This is a genomic window from Citrobacter sp. TBCS-14 (assembly GCF_005280805.1).
Lineage (GTDB): Bacteria > Pseudomonadota > Gammaproteobacteria > Enterobacterales > Enterobacteriaceae > Citrobacter > Citrobacter gillenii.
The window spans coordinates 497722-518129 of sequence record NZ_SZWM01000164.1 but is presented as its reverse complement, the minus strand read 5'-3'; the positions used below and the strand labels follow the sequence as shown (position 1 = coordinate 518129).

At 54.6% G+C, this 20408-nt stretch carries 19 protein-coding genes; 16 read left to right on the top strand and 3 right to left on the bottom strand.

The features are described from left to right. Position 1: 1 nt before the first annotated feature. The 12 genes from FDX22_RS06175 to FDX22_RS06120 all read left to right on the top strand — a co-directional run bounded on the left by FDX22_RS06175 (position 2) and on the right by FDX22_RS06120 (position 10160). Positions 2 to 454 (top strand): hypothetical protein, encoded by a 453-nt coding sequence (locus FDX22_RS06175; RefSeq protein WP_135911979.1) that lies wholly within the window; start codon positions 2 to 4, stop codon positions 452 to 454. A 10-nt stretch (positions 455 to 464) separates the two neighbouring features. Beyond that, positions 465 to 800: a hypothetical protein gene (locus FDX22_RS06170; protein ID WP_135911980.1), complete on the top strand. Its 336-nt coding sequence runs from the start codon at positions 465 to 467 to the stop codon at positions 798 to 800. A 231-nt stretch (positions 801 to 1031) separates the two neighbouring features. Next, positions 1032 to 3671, top strand: a complete 2640-nt coding sequence (locus FDX22_RS06165) for a YdbH family protein (protein ID WP_146716880.1) — start codon at positions 1032 to 1034, stop codon at positions 3669 to 3671. Further along, positions 3668 to 3859: a YnbE family lipoprotein gene (locus FDX22_RS06160; protein ID WP_003020350.1), complete on the top strand. Its 192-nt coding sequence runs from the start codon at positions 3668 to 3670 to the stop codon at positions 3857 to 3859. Before FDX22_RS06165 ends, FDX22_RS06160 begins: the two co-directional genes overlap by 4 nt. A gap of 7 nt (positions 3860 to 3866) precedes the next feature. Beyond that, complete coding sequence (locus tag FDX22_RS06155) at positions 3867 to 4190, top strand: YdbL family protein (protein ID WP_137399048.1); 324 nt, start codon at positions 3867 to 3869, stop codon at positions 4188 to 4190. A 106-nt stretch (positions 4191 to 4296) separates the two neighbouring features. Next, the gene (locus tag FDX22_RS06150) at positions 4297 to 4902 is read left to right on the top strand and encodes a CDP-alcohol phosphatidyltransferase family protein (protein ID WP_096756931.1); all 606 of its coding nucleotides are present in this window, start codon (positions 4297 to 4299) and stop codon (positions 4900 to 4902) included. Then, entirely contained in the window at positions 4899 to 5816 is a 918-nt protein-coding gene (locus FDX22_RS06145; RefSeq protein WP_117342860.1) for a phosphatidate cytidylyltransferase, read from the top strand. Before FDX22_RS06150 ends, FDX22_RS06145 begins: the two co-directional genes overlap by 4 nt. Before the next feature lie 6 nt (positions 5817 to 5822). Then, positions 5823 to 6461 carry a lysophospholipid acyltransferase family protein gene (locus FDX22_RS06140; RefSeq protein WP_370316940.1) on the top strand — a complete coding sequence of 213 codons (639 nt, stop codon included), beginning with the start codon at positions 5823 to 5825 and terminating at the stop codon, positions 6459 to 6461. Then, positions 6454 to 8214 carry a bifunctional alpha/beta hydrolase/class I SAM-dependent methyltransferase gene (locus FDX22_RS06135; RefSeq protein ID WP_146716879.1) on the top strand — a complete coding sequence of 587 codons (1761 nt, stop codon included), beginning with the start codon at positions 6454 to 6456 and terminating at the stop codon, positions 8212 to 8214. Before FDX22_RS06140 ends, FDX22_RS06135 begins: the two co-directional genes overlap by 8 nt. After that, positions 8204 to 9508 carry a phosphatase PAP2/dual specificity phosphatase family protein gene (locus FDX22_RS06130; RefSeq protein WP_146716878.1) on the top strand — a complete coding sequence of 435 codons (1305 nt, stop codon included), beginning with the start codon at positions 8204 to 8206 and terminating at the stop codon, positions 9506 to 9508. The genes FDX22_RS06135 and FDX22_RS06130 overlap by 11 nt, the downstream gene beginning before the upstream one ends. Next, positions 9484 to 9885: a hypothetical protein gene (locus FDX22_RS06125; protein ID WP_146716877.1), complete on the top strand. Its 402-nt coding sequence runs from the start codon at positions 9484 to 9486 to the stop codon at positions 9883 to 9885. Before FDX22_RS06130 ends, FDX22_RS06125 begins: the two co-directional genes overlap by 25 nt. Positions 9886 to 9968: 83 nt before the next feature. After that, positions 9969 to 10160, top strand: a complete 192-nt coding sequence (locus FDX22_RS06120) for a hypothetical protein (protein ID WP_096756937.1) — start codon at positions 9969 to 9971, stop codon at positions 10158 to 10160. A gap of 49 nt (positions 10161 to 10209) precedes the next feature. Here the strand turns inward: FDX22_RS06120 and azoR are convergent, their stop codons facing one another. After that, positions 10210 to 10815 carry an FMN-dependent NADH-azoreductase gene (gene azoR / locus FDX22_RS06115; RefSeq protein ID WP_115258370.1) on the bottom strand — a complete coding sequence of 202 codons (606 nt, stop codon included), beginning with the start codon at positions 10813 to 10815 and terminating at the stop codon, positions 10210 to 10212. Positions 10816 to 11016: 201 nt separating this feature from the next. On the opposite strand from azoR, the gene hrpA reads away from it, so the two are divergent. From hrpA to aldA, 3 genes are all read left to right on the top strand, one after another. Beyond that, positions 11017 to 14919 carry an ATP-dependent RNA helicase HrpA gene (gene hrpA, locus FDX22_RS06110; protein WP_146716876.1) on the top strand — a complete coding sequence of 1301 codons (3903 nt, stop codon included), beginning with the start codon at positions 11017 to 11019 and terminating at the stop codon, positions 14917 to 14919. Between the two features lie 122 nt (positions 14920 to 15041). Beyond that, entirely contained in the window at positions 15042 to 15839 is a 798-nt protein-coding gene (locus FDX22_RS06105) for a YdcF family protein (RefSeq protein ID WP_186805281.1), read from the top strand. Between the two features lie 199 nt (positions 15840 to 16038). Further along, on the top strand, positions 16039 to 17478 hold the full coding sequence (gene aldA, locus FDX22_RS06100; protein ID WP_146716874.1) for an aldehyde dehydrogenase: 1440 nt from the start codon (positions 16039 to 16041) through the stop codon (positions 17476 to 17478). A 42-nt stretch (positions 17479 to 17520) separates the two neighbouring features. On the opposite strand, the gene FDX22_RS06095 is transcribed toward aldA, so the two are convergent. Together FDX22_RS06095 and FDX22_RS06090 are read right to left on the bottom strand one after the other, a co-directional pair. Beyond that, entirely contained in the window at positions 17521 to 18447 is a 927-nt protein-coding gene (locus FDX22_RS06095; RefSeq protein WP_146716873.1) for an alpha/beta hydrolase, read from the bottom strand. Between the two features lie 108 nt (positions 18448 to 18555). Then, positions 18556 to 19446 (bottom strand): AraC family transcriptional regulator, encoded by an 891-nt coding sequence (locus tag FDX22_RS06090; RefSeq protein ID WP_161959026.1) that lies wholly within the window; start codon positions 19444 to 19446, stop codon positions 18556 to 18558. A gap of 241 nt (positions 19447 to 19687) precedes the next feature. On the opposite strand from FDX22_RS06090, the gene deoC reads away from it, so the two are divergent. Beyond that, on the top strand, positions 19688 to 20389 hold the full coding sequence (deoC, locus tag FDX22_RS06085; protein WP_115258376.1) for a deoxyribose-phosphate aldolase: 702 nt from the start codon (positions 19688 to 19690) through the stop codon (positions 20387 to 20389). Positions 20390 to 20408 lie beyond the last annotated feature (19 nt).

The window sequence follows — 20408 nt, the reverse complement described above, 5'->3', positions numbered from 1 at the left end:
AATGAAACGATCTAATTTGGTGCTTAAATCCGCTGCCCGGCTGATGTTTTGTACTTTCCTTTTACTGAGTGGCTGTGCCTTATTCGTTTCACACTATGATGCAGGAGCGTACCAGAACTTCACAAATTTGAAGGCGTTCCACCTTAAATTTCTCGAAGATAATACCGCTAAACCCGGGAATACCTTTGATGAAGCTAAGGTAAAGGCTACCTGCGATACCGGGGACCTCAAGTTCCGTGAGGCGACCGAATATGCTGCAGGCAAACATGATGACTCACGTGTACGGGCTATTCATTACCTCGATAATGTCTTTGAGAGTGATTGCCGAATGGCGATGAAGGATAAAAAGTTATTTAGCGTCGTCTATGTGAACGAAAAAATTGATGTAGTTAAGTTGAGCTACGATCTGGCCATTCGGGGAGAAAGTTCCCGCGTGGGGTCTGTTGTAAAATAGGGGATGAAAAATGTCAGATATTGATGATGCCATGAATGCGATTAAAAATGAGGTTGCTGAATCTATTAAAGAACAGCTGAAAGCGCTCTTGCTCTCGGCAGCAAAAGATATGGATGAGGTAATAAACGATACAGGTAAGAAAATTGCGTACTGGCTGCGTCTTCGTGGGCAGGGAAAACTGAGTGACAGTGAACTGGAGGCGTTGCTCTACGCCAGAGATCAACTGCTGCGACAATATAAAAACACGGCGGCAATTACAGCAAGAGCTCAGGTTGAGAAGATTGCTATTTCGCTGGTTAATATTGTTCTCGACAAATTATTGGGCATTGCCTTTCACCAGAAATGAGGCACGGTATAGGGCGAATAGGGAGAAAAAACAGTCGGTTTTCTGCGTCACTGACGGACGTGGTACAGGGGTATCTCACTGAGAGACCACTATTTTTTATTACCCACAACCTATAAATATTACATATATTTCAATGGCATCTATTCTTAAGGTGGGCATGTTTAGCTAAACATGCCACAATAGACGCCGAAACCGGCTTAAATTTTCGCTAAATCAGGATATTAACTACCCATGAAGGGTAAATATAAAGCCGTATTGGCTCTACTCTTATTATTGACCCTTGTGCCGCTGACGTTATTGATGACGTTGGGCTTGTGGGTTCCTACACTGGCGGGCATCTGGTTGCCTGTCGATACGCGCATTGCGCTGGACGAGAGTCCACGGCTTACCCGACATGGGCTGCATATTCCCGAACTCCGTTATTTGGTGGATGATTGTCCACTCGCGCGTATCACCGAGGCGGATTTATCCCACCCCAGCCGCTGGTTGCTGAACGTCGGCAGTATTGAACTGGATTCCGCTTGCCTGGCTAAACTGCCGCAGACGGAGCCATCGCCCGCCGCGCCGAAAACGCTGGCAGAATGGCAATCCATGCTGCCCAACACCTGGATTAACATCGATAAACTTATTCTATCTCCGTGGCAGGAGTGGCAGGGCAAACTGTCACTTTCGCTGACGCCTGCCATCCAGCAAGTCAGTTATCAGGGCGAAAAGGTTAAATTTCAGGGACGTCTGCACGGACAAAATCTGACGGTCAACGAACTGTCTGTGGCGGCTTTTGAAGAGCAACCACCGGTGAAGCTGGTCGGGGAGTTTACGATGCCGCTGGTGCCCGACGGACTGCCGGTTGGCGGTCACGCGGTTGCCACCCTAAGCCTGCCGCAGGAGCCAACGCTTGTGGATGCAGAGCTGGAATGGCGAGAAAACAGCGGACAGCTGATCGTGATGGCGCGGGACAATGCAGATCCGTTGCTGGATCTGCCGTGGGAAATCACCCGCCAGCGGCTGACGGTGAGCGACGGGCGCTGGAACTGGCCCTATCAGGGCTTCCCGTTAAGCGGTCGTTTAGGCTTAAACGTCGAAAACTGGCAGGCCGGTGTGGAAAACGCGGTAGTCAGCGGGCGTTTGAACATTCTGACGCAGGGTGATGCAGGCAAGGGTAACGCGGTGTTAACCTTTGGTCCCGGCACGCTTGGCATGGACAACAGCGACATGCCGTTACAGCTAACCGGCGAGGCGAAGCAGGGTGATCTGATCTTTTATGCGATGTTACCCGCGACGCTCAGCGGCAGTCTGAGCGATCCGCAGCTGGCTTTTGAACCCGGCGCCCTGTTACGTTCTCGTGGTCGGATTATCGACTCGCTGGATATAGACGAAATTCGCTGGCCGTTGGCCGGTGTCAAGGTGACCCAACGCGGGGTGGATGGGCGGTTACAGGCTATTTTACGCGCCCATGAAAACCAGATGGGCGGTTTTGAGCTGCATCTTGATGGTCTGGCTAATGATTTCCTGCCTGACGCCGGTCGCTGGCAGTGGCGGTACTGGGGAGAGGGCAGTTTTACCCCGATGCACGCTCGCTGGGACGTGGCAGGCAAGGGGGAATGGCACGACAACACCGTCAAACTGTTTGACCTTTCTACCGGATTTGACCATCTGCAATACGGCACCATGCTGGTGGAAAATCCGCGTCTGGTGATGGATGAGCCGATCGTCTGGGTGCGAGACCCGATCCAGCCCACGTTTAGCGGGGCGCTGTCGCTGGACGCCGGGAAAACCACCTTCTCCGGTGGCAGTACTCTGCCGCCTTCAACCCTGAAGTTCAGCGTAGAAGGGAGCGACCCGACGATATTCCAGTTCAAAGGCCAACTGCATGCTGGCGCCATTGGCCCGGTCCAGTTGAACGGTCGCTGGGACGGGATCCGCTTGCGTGGTCAGGCCTGGTGGCCAAAACAGTCGCTCACTGTATTTCAGCCGCTGGTGCCACCGGACTGGAAGATGAACCTGCGCGAAGGCGAACTGTATGCTCAGGTTGCCTTCTCCGCCGCCGCAGAACAAGGCTTTGAGGCAGGCGGTCATGGCGTATTAAAAGGCGGTAGCGCCTGGATGCCCGACAACCAGATTAATGGCGTCGATTTTGTGCTGCCGTTTCGTTTTAGCGAAGGAGCATGGCAACTGGGCACGCGCGGGCCGATTTCATTGCGTATTGCAGAGGTGGTGAACCAGGTCACGGTGAAAAATATCACCGCGGATCTGCAAGGCGGCTATCCCTGGAGCGAAGATAATCCCTTACTGTTGAGCGATGTTAGCGCCGATTTGCTGGGCGGCAAGGTAGTGATGCAGCAACTGCGTATGCCACAACACGATCCGGCATTAGTGCGGGTGCAGAATATCTCGTCCAGCGAGTTGATTAGCGCGGTTAATCCCAAACAGTTTGCCATGTCCGGGCCGGTCAGCGGCGCATTGCCGCTCTGGTTAAACAATGAAAAATGGATTATCAAAGACGGCTGGTTGACCAACCCTGGGCCGATGACGTTGCGCATCGATAAAGACACGGCGGATGCGGTGGTCAAAGACAATATGGCGGCCGGTGCGGCGATAAACTGGCTGCGTTATATGGAAATCACCCATTCCTGGACGAAAATAAATCTTGATAACCTTGGCGTATTAACCATGCAGGCAGCCGTCACCGGCAATAGCCGGGTAGATGGCAAAGTCGGGACGGTGAATTTGAATTACACCCATGAAGAAAACGTCTTTACGTTATGGCGCAGTTTGCGTTTTGGCGACAATTTACAGGCATGGCTTGAGCAAAATGCAGCGCTGCCAGAAACCCATTGCCTGGAAGGCAAGGAATGTGAGGAACAACAATGAAAACTATTGCGGCCATGCTGGGACTGCTGGCGTCATCTTTGCTGGTAGGTTGCACCCCGCGTATTGAAGTCGCGGCGCCGAAAGAGCCCATCACCATCAATATGAACGTCAAAATCGAGCATGAGATCCATATTAAAGTCGATAAAGACGTCGAGAGCCTGTTGAAATCACGCAGTGATTTATTCTGAGGTGACGATGAAAAAAACGCTTAAAGTGACCCTGTTGCTCCTGAGTTTACTGAGCGCCAATGCGTTTGCGCTGACCCTGAATGAAGCCAGAAACCAGGGGCGGGTGGGTGAAACGCTCAATGGCTACCTTGTGGCATTGCAAACCGATGCTGAGACCCAGACGCTGGTGAGTGAGATAAACAAGGCGCGTAGCGCCAGCTACCAGCAACTGGCTGAGAGTAACAATATTCCTGTTGATGAAGTGGCAAAAATGGCCGGACAAAAACTGGTGGCGCGCGCTAAACCGGGGGAGTACGTCCAGGGCATTAACGGGAAGTGGTTGAAAAAGTAATCAACATATGTTTATTAAATCTCATTTTGAAATAATGGCAAGTATCAGGCAGGTAATGGTTAATTAATCCACTATAATTGCATCAATAAATTATCAAGGAGTGATGATGACGCTTTATCAGATAAAGCCTGCTTTCCAGGCGCTTTTACGCCCGCTCATGTTCTGGTTAGATAAAAAAAGCGTCACCGCCAATCACGTCACACTGGCCGCGATGGCGCTTTCTTTTATCACTGGTGCTGTGCTGTTTATCTTCCCCGAACCTAAACTTTTCATTCTTTTACCCATCGTTTTATTTATACGCATGGCGCTCAATGCGCTGGACGGCATGCTGGCGCGTGAATGTAACCAACAATCCCGCTTGGGCGCTATTCTCAATGAAACCGGGGATATTCTCTCCGATCTCGCGTTGTATCTGCCGTTTATGCTGCTTTCCGGCAGTAATGCGCTGCTGGTACTGGTTATGCTGTTTTGTGCTTTGATGACGGAATTCTGCGGTGTGCTGGCGCAAACCATCAATGGCGTGCGCAGCTATGCCGGACCGTTCGGCAAAAGCGACAGGGCGCTGGTGTTCGGTACATGGGGGCTGGTGCTGGCGCTGTGGCCGCAGGTGGCGCAGTGGAATAACGTTATTTGGGGCATTGCCACGCTATTGCTGCTGTGGACTATCGTTAACCGCTGTAAGAGCGCATTACGTGACGAGGGGGCGAAATGATGCTGCTGGAAAAATCGCTGGCGGTGATTTTTGCCCTGCTGGTGATAGCGACACTGGCAAACGGTCTGCTGGTGTGGCGTCGACCGGGTAAAGACTGGCGTGAGCTGACGCTGCGTATTCGCACCTGGTGGGTGATCATTGTACTGTTTTCACTGGCTATCTTAAGCCCGCCCTGGCTGGCGTTGACCTTCTTCGCGCTGGTGAGCTTTATGGCGTTAAAAGAGTTTTTAACGCTGGCCCCATCGCGCCAGACCGACCGTATGCCGCTGTTGTGGATGTTTATTGCGATCCCCATTAACTACTGGCTGATTGGTATCAACTGGTACGGCATGTTCGTGGTGTTTATTCCGGTGTATGCGTTCTTATTCTTGCCGGTGCGCATGGTGATTGCTGGCGATACGCAGGGATTTTTACGCTACGCCTCCCAGCATCACTGGAGCTTGATGACCACCGTGTTTGCGTTCAGTCACGTGGCGTTTTTGCTGGTGCTGCCTGATGACGGCAAGCAGACCGGGGCACTGCTGGTGCTGTTCCTCGTCGGCTTAACGGAATTCAACGACATTGCCCAGTACCTGTGGGGAAAATCAATGGGCCGTATCAAGGTGATCCCTAAGATCAGCCCCAATAAGACCCTGGCGGGACTGGTTGGCGGTGTGGCAACCACCACGCTTGCGGCGGCGGTGCTGGGCCCGCTCATGACACCGTTAAGCATCCCGATGGCGATGCTGGCAGGGCTTATTATCGGCATCAGCGGTTTCTGTGGCGATGTGGTGATGTCGGCCATTAAGCGCGATATTGGCGTGAAAGACAGCGGTACACTGTTGCCAGGTCACGGCGGTATTCTCGACCGGCTGGACTCGCTGATCTTCACCGCCCCGGTATTTTTCCACTTCATTCGCTATTTTTACTATTAACGTATGATCAACACATTGCTACGAACGCTGTTTACGCTGTGCATCGTCTGGCCGGTAATTTGGCTGTGGCTTGGGCTGCGCGTCAGGCACCGTGATCGCTTGCCGCAGCAGGGGCCGGCGATTGTGGTTGCGAATCACAACAGTCATATGGATGTTTTTGCGCTGCTGTCGCTGTTTGCGCTGCGCCGTCAGGGGGCCATCCATCCGGTGGCCGCCGCTGACTATTTTCTGCGTAATAAATGGATGGCCTGGTTTGCGCTTAATATTCTCAACATTATTCCGATTACGCGTAAGGGCGGCGAAGCTGACCCGCTCGCACAGTGTGAACAGGCCTTACGCGACGGCAAGATCTTGATCCTTTTCCCTGAAGGTACCCGCGGCGAACCGGGAATACTGGCACCACTGAAATCCGGCATCTGGCACCTCAGTCAGCGTATGCCGTCGGTACCGATTATTCCCGTCTGGCTGCGCGGAACGGAGCACGTGATGGCGAAGGGGAATCGTATTCCTCTGCCGCTGTTTATTGACGTCAACATTGGCAGACCGTTGGTCGCGCAGAGCGATAAACGCGTTTTTATGGACGATCTCAGACAGCAGCTGGTGCTGCTACAGCAACAAACTACAGGACCGCACCCTCATGACTAACATTCGAGTGCCCGATGAACGTCCATTTTTGACCAGCGACAACACCGCGCTGTTTTTCCGCCACTGGCCGGCATTAGCAGCAGGTCCTGCGCCAAAAGTGATTGTCCTGTTTCATCGCGGACACGAACACTCCGGGCGTTTGCAACACATTGTCGATGAGCTTGCGATGCCGGACACCGCGTTCTATGCCTGGGATGCGCGCGGTCACGGGCAGTCGCCAGGACCGCGCGGATATAGCCCGTCGCTTGCACGTTCGGTGCAGGATGTCGAGGAGTTCGTGCGCTTTGCCGCTGCTGACAGCCAGGCTGCAATGGAGGATGTGGTGGTGGTGGCGCAAAGCGTGGGTGCGGTGCTGGCAGCGACCTGGGCTCATGATTATGCGCCTTCCATTCGTGGGCTGGTGCTGGCGTCCCCGGCGTTCAAAGTCAAACTGTACGTACCGTTTGCCCGTCCGGGGCTGGCCTTAATGCATCGCCTGCGCGGCCTGTTTTTCGTCAACTCCTACGTCAAGGGCAAATACCTGACGCACGATCCTGAGCGCGTGGCGAGTTTTAACCAGGATAAACAGATCACCCGGGCGATTGCGGTGAACATCCTGCTCGATCTCTATAAAACGGCGGAGCGTATTGTCAGCGATGCCAGCGCCATTACTCTGCCTGTACAGCTGTTGGTTTCCGGGGATGATTTTGTGGTCCATCGCCAGCCGCAAATTGATTTTTACCAACGCCTCAGAAGCCCACTCAAGGAACTGTACGTGTTGCCGGGTTTTTATCACGACACACTGGGTGAAAAAGACCGGCATCTGGCGTTCGACAAAATGCGTGATTTTATCGACACGCTGTACGCGATGCCGCCGCAGCGCTTTGACTACCGTAATGAAGACCGCTGGAGCCCCGGAGCAGATAGCTGGCGGCTGCTTAGTGGCGGACCTGCGCCGTATTCGCTTGACGATATTGCCTATCGTGGCCTGCGCTATGGGATGAAATTACTCGGGACGCAATCAACGGGCGTGCGTCTGGGGTTTGAGACCGGTTTTGATTCGGGTAGTACGTTGGATTATGTCTATCGCAACCAGCCTCAGGGCAGCAGCGCGCTGGGTCGGCTGATTGACAAAAACTACCTGAACAGCGTGGGCTGGAAGGGGATCCGCCAGCGCAAGGTTCATTTGCAGATGCTGATCCGCCAGGCGGTGGCGCAACTGGCAGAGCAAGGAACCGCAGTGCATGTAGTGGATATCGCGGCCGGACACGGGCGCTATGTGCTTGACGCACTGGAAGGCGAAGCGGCGGTCAACTCGATTTTGCTGCGCGATTACAGCGAACTGAATGTTAAGAAAGGCAGTGAGATGATCGCCAGCCGCGGTATGGCTGAAATTGCCCGCTTCGAGCAGGGCGATGCCTTCAACCGCGAACAGCTGGCGTCGCTGGAACCGCGTCCCACATTAGGTATTGTTTCTGGGTTATATGAACTCTTCCCTGAAAATACGCTGGTACGTAATTCGCTCGCCGGGCTGGCTGACGCGATTGCCCCTGGAGGCGTACTGATCTACACCGGGCAGCCCTGGCATCCGCAGTTAAAAACCATCGCCTGGTCGTTGACCAGTCACAAAGATGGCAAAGCCTGGGTGATGCGCGTGCGTACGCAAGGGGAAATGGATGCGCTGGTGCGGGAAGCCGGGTTTGATAAGTGCACGCAGCTGATTGATGAGTGGGGGATTTTCACTGTCTCGCTGGCGGTGCGCCGTGGGGGCTGAACGCCGTAAGGTGATGGTACAGGCGGTGGGCTGGCTAATGCTGCTGGCGCCTTTTTTCTTTCTTACCTATGGCAAGGTCAATCAGTTTACTGCCTGGCAGGACACGCAGCATGACAATGTGGGCAGCATCGTGTTTGGCTGGGAGTCCGCCATTCCCTTTCTTCCGTGGACTATTCTGCCGTACTGGAGTCTGGATCTGTTTTACGGATTGTCACTGTTTGTCTGCACCACGCGCGTTGAACAGCGGCGGCTGGTGCTGCGTCTGTTCCTGGCGTCGGTGATTGCCTGCGTCGGTTTTTTGCTGTTTCCACTCCAGTTTAGCTTTACGCGCCCGGAGGTCAGCGGCGCGGCAGGCTGGCTGTTTGCTCAGCTTGAACAGTTCGACTTGCCGTATAACCAGTCCCCGTCGCTGCATATTATTCTCTGCTGGCTGCTGTGGCGGCATTTCAGTCATCACCTCAGTGGGGGTTGGCGCAGGTTATGTGACGGTTGGTTCTTGCTGATCGCCGTGTCGGTACTCACCACCTGGCAGCATCATTTTATCGATATCATTACCGGGCTGGCGGCAGGCATGCTGATTGACTGGATGGTGCCGGAAAAACGTTGCTGGCGCTGGCGCAAACCGGATGCGGCGCGCTTAAGGCTGATGCGTCGTTATTTGTCGGGTGCCGCGTTATGCACTATTGCCAGCGTATGGCTAACGCCCTGGCTGCTGTGGCCTGCTGTATCGTTGCTGATGGTGAGCTATGGCTACGGCGGATTCGGCGCGGCGACCACGGGCAAAGATGAACAAGGGCGACTGCCGCCTGCCGTGTACGGGCTGACGCTGCCCTGGCGAGTAGGGATGTGGCTGTCGATGCGCGGATTTACCCGCCGTCTGCCACCGCTGAGCAACATTACCGCTGGCGTCTATCTCGGTAGTTTTCCACGCCGCATACCTGAACAAAACGCGGTACTTGACCTGACCTTTGAATTTGCGCGCGGGCATGCTACTTCCATGCGCGCCTACGCTTGCGTCCCGATGCTGGATCTGGTGATCCCGAGCGACGCCGAGTTACAACAGGCGGTAGACTGGCTGGAAACGCTACATAAAGAGCAGGGGACCGTACTGGTACACTGCGCGCTGGGGCTGTCGCGCAGTGCGATGGTGGTTGCGGCGTGGTTGTTGCAATGCGGCCATGTGGCAACCGTTGAGCAGGCGGTGGCGTATATTCGCGAACGTCGGGCGCAGGTGGTGCTGACGGATAAACATCTGGAGAGGCTGCAGCAATGGCAACAGAAAGTGACGGTGTAACGAATGATGAGGCGCTGCACCGCGATTTGCTACGACACACGCTGGAAAGCTGGCGTTTCATCCTGCTTTTTAGCGTCCCACCCATGGTGTGGGCGATCGTTGTCGCACCGTCGGGGGGGCTACGTGCGGTTATCGCGCTGTTGTGCGCCATTGTCTGGTTTGGCTGCTGGCGCCTGTGGCTTGATGCCCGCTACTTTTCGCTGCTCAATGTGCAAAACAACGTGCAGGCCGGAGAGGCACTCTTTGCCATCTGGCAGCGCGACAAGCTGAGGACGCTGAGCCTGACCGAGCGCCAGGCGGGGGCATTGGCGCAGTTTCGGCGTACGCTTTATTGGGTTGCTGCGCTGTGGGCGGCCTGGTTGATGATGCTGGTGTAGCGTTTTCGCCAGCGCAATAGTTGCCACACTAGACGGTGTTGATGCTGATATATTCCCTCTCCTGTGTCTCCTGGAGTGAAAACATGTGGCTTCTCAAGTGGTATGTCTGGAATCGTTGGCTGTTCAAACTGTTAAGCCGGGATGTTGCGGAGCCTGAACAATTTTTGTGCCATTGCTGGGAAGAGAATCTGGCGAAATGCCGGGAGTATTCGATAATCTGGCGTGATATCAATCGTATTCACGGCAAGCAGATGCGGATGCGGGCAAAGAAGTAAAATTGGGTGGGTTAAAAACCCTCCCACCGGATGGCGAGAGGGTGAATTATCAGGCAGCGACGACGCTATCGATGGCGGCTTTGGCGTCAGACTGTGCTTTGGTCGCCACTTCCGGACCGTACGCGATACCTTCTGCGAACACGAAGTTCACATCGGTGATGCCGATAAAGCCCAGGAAGGTCGACAGATATGGGGTAACCAGGTCAGTCGGCGTATCTTTATGGATACCGCCACGGCTGGTGACAATAACTGCACGTTTACCGGTCACCAGACCTTCCGGCCCTTTCTCGGTGTAACGGAAGGTTACGCCAGCACGCGCAATCAGATCGAAATAGTTTTTCAACTGCGTCGGGATGTTGAAGTTATACATCGGCGCGGCGATCACAATCACGTCATGGGCTTTCAGCTCAGCAATCAGCTCATCAGACAGCGCCAGTGCTTCCTGTTGACGCGGCGTCAGCGGCGTATCGCTCGGGCGCATTGCACCTACCAGTTCGCCGTCCAGTACCGGAACAGGATTTGCCGCCAGGTCACGGATGGTGATGTCGTCAGCAGAGTGCTTTTCACGCCACTGTTCAACAAAATAATCAGACAACTGACCAGACTGAGAGTACCCTGCCAGAATACTGGATTTAAGAACTAATACCTTGCTCATGGGTGTTTCCTTTTATGTGTTTGAAGGGGATGTGCCCCGTTGCTTGTTGACACTTTATTCACAATCCTGCCGCAGTGATAGCGCAATATATCGAATCCTATGTTCGAAATTATTGAACAACACATGAAAAGCGCCGATGTGGTACTCTATACCTATCATCTTAAAGAGATTTAACCCGGCAGAGCACTGCCCTCTAACGCTATGACAGAACAACAAAAAATAACCTTCAACATGCTACAGCAGCAGCTGGAATCACTGATGCTGCGCGACAAACAGCGTTTCTCCCGCCGCCTGCACGGCGTGAAGAAGGTTAAAAATCCTGATGCACAACAGGCCATTTACCAGGAGATGGCAAAAGAGATTGAACAGGCTGCCGGTAAAGTTGTGCTGCGTGAAGCGGCACGACCGGACATTACCTACCCGGAAAACCTGCCTGTTAGCCAGAAAAAACAAGACATCCTGGACGCGGTTCGCGACCATCAGGTGGTGATTGTTGCCGGGGAAACCGGCTCCGGTAAAACCACCCAGTTACCGAAAATCTGTATGGAGCTGGGGTGTGGGGTGAAGGGGCTTATCGGCCATACCCAGCCGCGTCGACTGGCGGCGCGTACCGTAGCTAACCGTATCGCCGAAGAGCTGCAAACTGAGCCGGGCGGCTGCATCGGGTATAAAGTGCGTTTCAGCGACCATGTTAGCGATAACACCATGGTTAAGCTGATGACGGACGGTATCCTGCTGGCGGAGATCCAGCAGGATCGCATGCTGATGCAGTACGACACCATCATCATCGATGAAGCCCACGAGCGCAGCCTGAACATCGATTTTCTGCTCGGCTATCTGAAAGAGCTGCTGCCGCGTCGCCCGGATCTGAAAGTCATTATCACCTCGGCGACCATCGACCCTGAGCGTTTTTCAAAGCATTTCAATAACGCGCCAATTATCGAAGTCTCCGGTCGAACGTACCCGGTGGAAGTGCGCTACCGTCCGATTGTTGAAGATGCGGACGACACCGAGCGCGATCAGCTGCAGGCGATTTTTGACGCGGTGGATGAACTGGGACGTGAAAGCCAGGGCGATATTCTGATCTTCATGAGTGGCGAGCGTGAGATCCGCGACACCGCCGATGCGCTGAATAAGCTGGATTTACGCCACACCGAAGTGTTGCCGTTGTATGCGCGACTCTCCAACAGCGAGCAGAACCGGGTGTTCCAGTCGCACAGCGGACGCCGTATTGTGCTGGCGACCAACGTGGCGGAAACCTCACTGACCGTGCCGGGGATCAAGTACGTCATTGACCCGGGTACCGCGCGTATCAGCCGCTATAGCTTCCGCACCAAAGTTCAGCGCTTGCCCATTGAACCGGTATCGCAGGCCTCCGCCAACCAGCGTAAAGGCCGCTGCGGACGCGTATCTGAAGGGATCTGTATTCGTTTGTATTCCGAAGACGACTTCCTGTCGCGCCCGGAATTTACCGATCCGGAAATTTTGCGTACCAACCTGGCCTCCGTCATTTTGCAAATGACCGCGCTGGGGCTGGGCGATATCGCCGCGTTCCCGTTCGTGGAAGCGCCGGATAAACGCAATATTCAGGACGGTGTGCGCCTGCTGGAAGAGCTGGGCGCAATCACCACTGATGAACAGCAAACCGCATATAAACTCACGCCGTTGGGCCGCCAGCTCAGTCAGTTGCCGGTGGATCCGCGTCTGGCGCGGATGGTGCTGGAAGCGCAGAAGCATGGCTGCGTGCGTGAGGCGATGATTATTACCTCGGCGCTGTCCATTCAGGATCCGCGTGAGCGTCCGATGGACAAACAGCAGGCGTCTGACGAAAAACACCGTCGATTCCACGACAAAGAGTCCGACTTCCTCGCCTTTGTGAACTTGTGGAATTACCTTGGCGAGCAGCAAAAAGCGCTGTCGTCGAATCAGTTCCGCCGCCAGTGTAAACTCGATTTCCTCAACTATCTGCGCGTGCGTGAATGGCAGGATGTTTACACCCAGCTACGTCAGGTGGTGAAAGAGTTAGGGATCCCGGTTAACAGCGAGCCTGCTGAGTATCGGGAGATCCACGTCGCGCTGCTGACCGGTTTACTGTCGCATATCGGGATGAAAGATGCCGATAAGCAGGAATTTACCGGCGCGCGTAACGCTCGTTTTTCGATCTTCCCCGGCTCCGGTTTGTTCAAAAAACCGCCGAAGTGGACGATGGTGGCAGAACTGGTGGAAACCAGCCGACTGTGGGGACGTATTGCCGCGCGTATTGACCCTGAGTGGGTGGAGCCGGTTGCCCAGCATTTGATCAAACGCTCGTACAGTGAACCGCACTGGGAGCGCGCGCAGGGTGCGGTGATGGCGACAGAAAAAGTCACCGTCTACGGGCTGCCGATTGTCGCGGCGCGTAAGGTCAACTACAGCCTGATAGACCCTGCGCTGTCACGCGAACTGTTTATCCGTCACGCGCTGGTGGAAGGCGACTGGCAGACCCGGCATGCGTTTTTCCGCGACAACCTGAAGCTGCGGGCGGAAGTGGAAGAGTTAGAACACAAATCACGCCGCCGCGATATCCTGGTCGATGATGAAACGCTGTTTGAATTTTACGACCAGCGCATCAGCCATGATGTGGTTTCTGCCCGCCATTTTGATAGCTGGTGGAAAAAGGTCAGCCGTGAAACGCCGGACCTGCTCAACTTTGAAAAGAGCATGCTCATCAAAGAGGGCGCGGAAAAAATCAGCAAGCTGGATTACCCGAACTTCTGGCATCAGGGCAATCTCAAGCTACGACTGAGCTATCAGTTTGAACCCGGCGCTGACGCCGACGGTGTCACCGTACATATTCCGCTGCCGCTGTTAAACCAGGTCGAAGAGTCCGGGTTTGAATGGCAAATTCCGGGGCTGCGTCGTGAACTGGTGATCGCCTTGATTAAATCGCTGCCGAAGCCGGTGCGACGCAACTTTGTGCCAGCGCCAAACTATGCGGAAGCGTTTTTAGGCCGCGTAACGCCGCTGGAACTGCCGTTGCTGGACTCGCTGGAGCGCGAACTGCGCCGGATGACTGGCGTTACCGTTGACCGCGACGACTGGCACTGGGATCAGGTGCCCGATCACCTGAAAATCACCTTCAGGGTGGTGGATGATAAAAACAAGAAGCTGCAGGAAGGTCGTTCGCTGCAGGCGTTGAAAGACACGCTGAAAGGCAAAGTGCAGGAAACGCTGTCGGCGGTGGCGGATGACGGCATCGAACAGAGCGGGCTGCACATCTGGAGCTTCGGCCAGTTGCCGGAAAGCTACGAGCAAAAACGCGGTAACTATAAAGTCAAAGCGTGGCCCGCGCTGGTGGATGAACGCGACAGCGTGGCTATCAAATTGTTTGATAATCCGCTGGAACAACAGCAGGCTATGTGGAGCGGGTTACGCCGTCTGCTGCTGCTGAATATTCCGTCGCCCATCAAGTATCTGCACGAGAAGTTGCCGAATAAAGCCAAGCTGGGGCTGTACTTTAACCCGTACGGCAAAGTGCTGGATTTGATTGATGACTGTATTTCTTGTGGTGTGGATCGATTAATCGACGCCAACGGCGGCCCGGTGTGGACGGAAGAGGGCTTTGCGGCGCTGCACGAAAAAGTGCGCGCCGAACTGAACGACACCGTGGTGGAGATTGCCAAGCAGGTCGAACAGATCCTGACGGCGGTGTTCAATATCAATAAACGCCTGAAAGGCCGCGTGGACATGACCATGGCGCTGGGGCTTTCGGATATCAAAGCGCAAATGGGCGGACTGGTTTACCGTGGATTCGTTACCGGCAACGGCTTCAAACGCTTGGGCGATACGCTGCGTTATTTGCAGGCTATCGAGAAACGTCTGGAGAAACTGGCCATCGATCCGCACCGCGATCGTGCGCAGATGCTGAAAGTGGACAGCGTGCAGCAGGCCTGGCAGCAGTGGTTCAATAAACTGCCGCCCGCGCGTCGCGAAGATGACGATGTCAAAGAGATCCGCTGGATGATAGAAGAACTGCGCGTCAGCTACTTTGCCCAGCAGCTTGGTACGCCGTATCCGATTTCGGATAAGCGTATCCTGCAGGCGATGGATCAGATTACGGGTTAACGCGTGGTGGGGCTGTAGGCCGGATAAGGCGACGCCGCCATCCGGCGATATACGGTGCAGTGCCTGATGGTGCTGCACTTATCAGGCTTACTGAACCCGGTAAAGAATAAACACCAGGAGTCATGAACATGAGACAGTTTCCGCCACTCTCCGCCAGCACCCTTACGGCGATTAACACCGTGGGGCAATGGCTGGCGCAGAATGATTTCGCCGAAAATATCACGGTTCAGGCTGATTGCGTGATTCTGGCCGGGAATGCGGTGATCCCGACCATCGACGCGGCGTGTCGGATTGCGAAAGAACAACAGGTTCCGTTGCTGATTAGTGGCGGTATCGGTCATTCCACGACCTTTCTGTACGCCGCCATCGCGCAGCACCCACGCTATAACACCCTGCGTACCGCCGGACGCACAGAAGCGGCGATCCTTGCCGATATCGCACACCAGTTCTGGCACATTCCCGGTGAGACGATTTGGGTGGAGGACCAATCCACCAACTGTGGGGAGAATGCCCGCTTTAGCTGTGCGTTACTGCGTCAGGCAACCCAGACCATGGAAACCGTGATTGTGGTGCAGGACCCCACCATGCAGCGCCGCACCATGGCGACTTTTGAGCGCGTCACGCGTGACGATCCGCAGGCGCCGCGCTGGCTCAGCTTCCCTGGTTTTGTCCCTGCGTTAACGCTACAGGGCGACGGCGTGGATTTCGCACCAACCGCTGAAGGTCTGTGGTCGGTGGACCGCTACCTGTCTCTTATTACCGGTGAGCTTCCGCGTCTGCGTGATGATGAAACTGGCTATGGACCCCGTGGTCGCGATTTTATTACGCATGTGGATATTCCGCCGACCGTCGAACAAGCAGGGTTACATCTGCAACGCGATGCCGCGCTGATTGACTTCCTGAACAGCCGCTCTCTGTAATCTCTGCTGCCCGTTTGTCGCTTTTTTTGTGCAAACGGGCATTCATCCCGCCGGTTTTTTCTCGTCACCACGACGTTGCTTGACGCTTTTATGAAGCGGCTCACAGAACCACCATCGCAGTGGCAATGTGTTATGCATGATTGATATTAATTAACAATAGTTTTACTTTTTAAAAACAAATCAATCACAGGAGCAACGCATGTCAGTACCCGTACAACATCCTATGTATATCGATGGGCAGTTCGTGACCTGGCACGATGACGCCTGGATTGATGTCGTCAATCCGGCGACGGAAGAGGTCATTTCCCGTATTCCTGATGGACGTGCTGAGGATGCGCGCAAAGCGATTGACGCAGCGCATCGCGCCCAGCCTGAGTGGGAGGCGCTGCCCGCCATTGAACGCGCCAGCTGGCTACGCAAGATTTCCGCCGGGATCCGTGAGCGAGCTGGTGAAATTAGCGCGCTTATCGTGGCGGAAGGCGGCAAAATCCAGCAACTGGCGGATGTTGAAGTCGCGTTTACCGCCGACTATATCGATTACATGGCGGAGTGGGCTCGCCGCTATGAAGGCGAGATCCTGCAAAGCGATCGTCCGGGCGAGAACATCCTGCTGTTTAAACGCGCCCTTGGCGTAACCACGGGCATTCTGCCGTGGAACTTCCCGTTTTTCTTGATTGCCCGTAAGCTGGCTCCCGCCTTGCTGACCGGGAATACCATTGTCATTAAGCCAAGCGAGTTTACGCCGAACAACGCTATCGCTTTTGCCAAAATTGTCGATGACATCGGCCTGCCGCGCGGGGTGTTTAACCTGGTGCTCGGACGGGGAGAAACGGTGGGTCAGGAGTTGGCCGGGAACCCGAAAGTGGCGATGGTCAGCATGACCGGCAGCGTAGTGGCCGGTGAGAAAATTATGACAGCGGCGGCGAAAAATATCACCAAAGTGTGCCTGGAGTTGGGCGGTAAAGCCCCGGCTATCGTGATGGATGATGCGGACCTCGAGCTGGCCGTGAAGGCGATTGTCGATTCCCGCGTGATTAATACCGGGCAGGTGTGTAACTGCGCCGAGCGCGTGTATGTCCAGAAGGGGATTTACGATCAGTTTGTTAATCGCCTGGGCGAGGCGATGAAAGCGGTGCAGTTTGGCAATCCTGCGGAACGTAAGGACATTGCGATGGGGCCGTTGATTAACGCCGCGGCGCGGGAGCGTGTGGAGCAGAAAGTTGCGCGTGCGGTGCAGGAAGGGGCCCGCGTGGCGCTGGGGGGCAAAGCGGTTGAGGGGAAAGGGTATTACTACCCGCCAACGTTATTGCTGGATGTGCGCCAGGAGATGGCGATTATGCACGAAGAAACCTTTGGCCCGGTGCTGCCAGTGGTGTCGTTTGACGCCCTGGATGAGGCGATTGCGATGGCTAACGACAGCGACTACGGTCTGACCTCATCGATTTACACGCAAAACCTGAACACGGCGATGAAGGCGATTAAAGGGCTGAAATTCGGCGAAACCTATATCAACCGTGAAAACTTCGAAGCGATGCAGGGCTTCCACGCAGGCTGGCGCAAGTCCGGTATCGGCGGGGCAGATGGCAAGCACGGTCTGAACGAGTACCTGCAAACGCAGGTGGTTTATCTGCAATCCTGATATTTTTGCCGGGTTGGTTTAGCGACCTACCCGGCATAATCATTACACCTTGCTGGCTATCCAGTTCATCATCATCTCCGGCCAGATGGCCAGCGGCAGTCCTTGCGTATCACGAATGCCGAACCCATGCTTGCCCCGTTCAAACAGATGCATTTCAACCGGTACGCCGAGCTTGCGCAGCGCAGTAAACAAGACCAGGCTGTTCTCGACTTTGACCGCTGGATCGTCAATCGCATGCAGCAGGAAGGCGGACGGCGTGGTGTCATCCGCTCTTTCTTCCAGGGAGTAGTGGTGAATGTCTTGCTCTGCGGGCGCGGCGCCAACCAGCTCAAGACGTGAGCCCGGATGGGCGACACCTTCCCGCAGGCTAATCACCGGATAAACCAGCGCCATGAAAGCAGGGCGAGTGGGCTGTTCATCAATGCTATCCATCGGCGCATACACCGATTCTGCAAAGCGGGTTCCCAGGCTGGCGGCGACGTGCCCCCCGGAGGAAAACCCCAGTACGCCGAGACGGAGCGGATCGATTTTCCACTGCTGTGCGTTGGCGCGAATGTAGCGGATGGCGCGCTGGGCATCGGCCAGCGGTGCGTTTGATGCTTCCTCGTGACCGTCTCCCGGCATGCGATAGGTCATCACAAACAGGGTATAGCCACGCGCGGTAAAGAACGGTGCCAGCGCGCTGCCTTCTTTATCCATCACAACGCGACGATAAGAACCGCCAGGGGTGACCAGGATCCCCACGCCGTTCGGTTTGGCGGGGGCGTAGACGGTAATTTCAGGGGCGCGAATGCCGGTTACCGCGCGGTCGTAGTCTGACGTTCCGGTGTGCCGGGGTTCAGGCGTAAATACCGCATCGCTATTTTTTGCTCCGGGGGCTTCGCCCTGCGGCCATATCGGGTAGGTGGTCGCGTGGGCAACGGCTTGCGCCATCATATTCTCTAATGTTTCACGGCTCAGTGCTTCCATTACGTTGCTCCCTCAGTGGCAAAGGGTAGCTATAACATAATTAATACATTGAAAACGGGGAACGATTCACAACGTCTTGAATTCGCGAGAAATAAAAAGGGGTATACGTTATTCCACCTCATGCCTGGACGCGTGGGCACCTTCCAGCTGTTCCTGTTTGCGAAATGCACTGGGTGACAGACCTACCGCACGATGAAAATCCCGTGAGAAATGCAGCGGATCGTTGTATCCCACCTGAACCGCAATTCGGCTGATACTTTCCTGAGTTTCCACCAGTAAGCGTCGTGCCTGGGAAAGACGATAATTCTTCAGCCATTTGAGCGGGCTTTGATTAAACGTTGCCTGGAATAAGCGAAAAAGCTGCGACTTACTCACCTGACAATAATGCATAAACTTTTCGATATCCCACTCATCGTTGTAATGACTGTGGATTTGGTACAGCAGTTTGCCCAGCCCCCGATGGGTGATCACCTGTGACTGCGCGGCGTCGTGGCTCCGGTTTTCCAGCAGGGTAAAAATCAGCTGGCTGCACAGCATATCGCAGTAAGCGTCGGTCACCAGGGTGTAGCTGTTCATACGAGCAAAAATATGGTGATAAATTTCAACAACTTTTTCTGGATCCGCAAACTGGAATACTGGGCGCTGAGGGACATCCATTATCTGCATGATATTATTCAATTTCGATCCCTCTATTCGCAGCCAGAGGATCTCCCATGGGTCGCCTTTATCGGGGAAATGTTCGTGCGGCCAGCGTACTGGCAGCCAGGCCAGTTGCCCCTGACTCACTGGATATAACCGATCCTCAATACGAATAAAACCCGCACCGCGCAGGCAAAAGATCAACTCATGGCCGACGACCGACTGGCGATGAACGCGGAAATCTGCGGCAGTATCTATATGGCCGGCGCGTAAAATTCGATAGTTAATCAAGGGTGAAAACTCATCGGAGCCACGATACCAGTTGGCAATTATGCGGGTCCGTTGTTTTTGCGTGGGCATGGCTGGCCTTTGGCATTGTGTTTTTGATGCGTCCGTTGTACTCACCATGGTGGCACTTTTTCCCAGCCAGCATGCCTTTTACATGAACAATTTTTGAACTCACTCACATTTCCATTGACATGAAAATTTCATCCATGTTTCAGGGAATCCTGCCCATCACGCTTATCGTCAGCCCCGGCTAAAGTAACGTCATCTTCACTGTGTTCTTACAATTTTTTTACTTACCACACAGGAGCTGTCCATGATTGATTTTAACGACCCGCGTCAGATCGCAAAGGCGATTCAGTACACCAACGTCAACCCGGATTTGACGCGTGAAGGGGTGATTCAACATCTGGAAACCTGCATGCAGTACCAGTTTGATGCCGCCATGATTGCACCTTGCTGGGTGGCTCTTGCAAAAGAGATACTGAAAGGAAGCGGCGTGCGCGTGGCGACGACCGTTAATTTCCCGATGGCTAACGATACGACGGCAATGAAAGTGGCGGTGGTGCGCGAACTGGCGAAGCAGGGCGCGGATGAGTTCGACTTCCCGCCGAATCCTGGCTATTTGCTGGGCGGCCAGGACGATCTCTATTTTGATGAGTTGAAGACCGTGACCCATGTGGCCCATGACCTCGGTATGAAGGTGAAAGCCATGCTGGAGTTTGGATTTATTACCGAAGAGGCATTGAAAATCAAAGCAACACGCTATGCTTTCGAAGCTGGTATTGACTGGGTGAAGCAGTCCAGCGGTTGGGGTAAGGGGGGGTGTGAAGCGACGGTAGAAGATGTCCAGCTTCTCAAAGCCCATATTCAGTTACCGTGTCGGGTAAAAGTATCCGGTAAGGTCAATACCCTGGAAAAAATGAAAACGATGTTCGAAGCCGGGGCGGAACTGGTCGGCACCAGTTCCGGACCTGAACTGGTAAAAGGTCTGACAGGGGATATTAACGCTTATTAACGTATGGCCGTCGCAGCCT